The following is a 2,263-nucleotide window of genomic DNA, read 5'->3' as shown; positions in this document are numbered from 1 at the left end:
CCGCCGTGCCCACGTTCAGCCGCGAGGCGATGGCGATGCGCGCGCCGTGCCGCTCGGTCATGCCGTACACCGTGGCCAGCCCCAGCCCGGTGCCGCGCTCGCCCTTGGTGGTGAAGAACGGCTCCAGGCAGCGGCGCTGGGTCGCCTCGTCCATGCCGGCGCCGGTGTCGGCCACCTCCACCAGCACGTACGGGCCGCTGCCGTCGTCCAGCCGCTCCAGGTAGCCGGTGCGCAGCGTCACCGCGCCGCCGTCCGGCATGGCGTCGACCGCGTTGAAGATCAGGTTGGTCAGCGCCTCGCGGATCTCGCCCTCGACCCCGAGGATGGCCGGCAGCTCCTCGCCCAGCTCCTGCCGCATCTCGATCACGATGCCGCGCTGCTGCGGCATGTCCGACCAGCGCGCGCGCGTCAGGTCCACCACGTGCTGGATCATCAGGTTGACGTTGACCGTGCTGTGGTTGAGCTGCGGCTCGCGCTGGCGGTAGAACTCGCGCATGCGCGCCACCGTCGAGGCGACGTCGTCGATGGCGCGCTCGATCACCTGCAGGCAGGCGCGGCCGTTCTCGCTCAGGCCCTGCTCGGTCTCCAGCAGCGACTCCGCGTACAGGCCGATCGGCGAGATGGCGTTGTTGATGTCGTGCGCGATGCCGCTGGCCATCTGCCCCAGCGCGCGCAGCCGTTCCTGCTTGGTCACCTGCACCTGGCTCTGGTGCAGGTCGTCGTAGGCGCGCTGCAGCTCGCCGTACAGCCTGGCCTGGTTGGCGGCCAGCGCCACGTGCTCGCTGAGCTGGCGCAGGAACTCGCAGTCGGTGCTGGAGAACGCGCCCGGCTCGGCGCGCGCCACCACCAGCACGCCGAACACCGTGCTCTCGGCCAGCAGCGGCGCCAGCACGATCGAGCCCATGCCGGCCCCGGCCAGCCGGCGCGGGAACGGGAAGTCGACCCGGCGGATGTCCGGCTCGTACACCAGCTGCCCGCGCACGCAGCGCGACAAACCGTTCTCGTCGATGGCGATCTTGGCCGCTTCCTCCATGCCCATCGCCACCGACAACGGCTGGCTGCGCAGGCCGACGCAGCTGACCACCAGCTCGCCGTCCTGGTACAGGCAGATGGCGCCGAAGGCGATCGGCAGCTGGTCCTCCAGGCAGCGCACCACCACCTGGAAGATGCTGGGCAAGTCCTGCCGCTCGCCGATCGAGCGGGTGATCTGGTGGAGCAGGCTCATGCGCGCCAGCTGGGCCACCACCCGGCTCTCGGCCGCCATCCGCTCGGCGATCTCGCGCTGCATGGTCGCGTTCGCGCGGATCAGCTCGTCGCGCGAGACGGTGGTCTGGCGCAGCCGCTCGACCATGCCGTCGAAGGCGCGCGCCAGGCTGCCGATCTCGTCGTCCGCGCGCACGTCCAGCGCCACGTCCAGCCGGCCCGAGCCGACCACCTCGGTGGCCCGGTGCAGCCGCATCAGCGGCTTGCTGACGCTGCGGATGGTCAGGCCCATCGCGCCCAGCACCACCAGCAGCACCAGCCCGACCAGCACGGCGCCGGCCAGCACCAGGTCCGACTGCGCGGCCAGCATGTTGGCGCGGCTCTGGCGCGCCAGGTCCTCGGCGTCCGACATCATCGCCTGGGCCCGGTTCATCATCAGGCCCGACAGGCGCGCCTCCAGCTCGCGCAGGATCACGGCGCGCTCCGGCGTGCGGACGAACTCGCCCTGCACCGCCTGCAGCTCGCCGAACAGGCCGCCGAGCGACTGGTGGCGCTCGCGGATGTCGCGCAGCAGCGCCAGCTCGTCCTCGCCGTCGAAGCCGCCGTCGGCCGCGATCACCCGGCGCAGCGACTGGTGGCGCTGCAGCCACTGCGCGCGGGTGCGCGCCAGGTGGTGCTGCACGTATTCGAGCGACAGGTAGCGCAGCGAGGCGGCGCCGCGCAGCACCTCGAAGGTGATCTCGGCCTTGGCGATCTCGTGCCGCATCGCGCCCGCCGTCCTGGCGAACACCACCGCCATGACCGCCAGCAGCACGATGCAGATGACCTGGGCCAGCTTGAGGCGGGTGGAGATCTTCACGCGGCGTCCCTAGTAGATGATGGTCACCTCGGACGGGCTCACGGCCTTGAGCCCGTCGAGGTAGATGTAGTCGAGGAAGTTGGGCACCGCGCGCGCGCCGGTCAGCCCGGCCTTGATCGCCCAGCGCGACTGGTCCTCCAGCACCAGCAGCAGGCTCTGGTCCAGCTCCAGCCCGAAGTGGTGGGCCGGCCAGGCCGCCAG

The 2,263-nt window shown here is 71.5% G+C and carries 1 protein-coding gene and 1 pseudogene; both read right to left on the bottom strand.

The window, feature by feature from the left end; all coding sequences use genetic code 11:
* Window positions 1–2,062 (bottom strand): ATP-binding protein (locus tag HUX88_RS31765; RefSeq protein ID WP_176364366.1); only part of this gene is annotated, 2,062 nt, incomplete at its 3' end.
* A gap of 9 nt (window positions 2,063–2,071) precedes the next feature.
* Window positions 2,072–2,263, bottom strand: a pseudogene (locus HUX88_RS31760) (nitrate ABC transporter substrate-binding protein); the annotation flags it as partial.

The sequence above is a fragment of the Duganella sp. BJB1802 genome (genome assembly GCF_013369445.1).
In the GTDB taxonomy this organism is placed as follows: Bacteria; Pseudomonadota; Gammaproteobacteria; order Burkholderiales; family Burkholderiaceae_D; genus Rugamonas; species Rugamonas vulcania_A.
The sequence above is the reverse complement of the archived record's forward strand: the minus strand, read 5'-3'. Positions and strand labels throughout refer to the sequence as shown.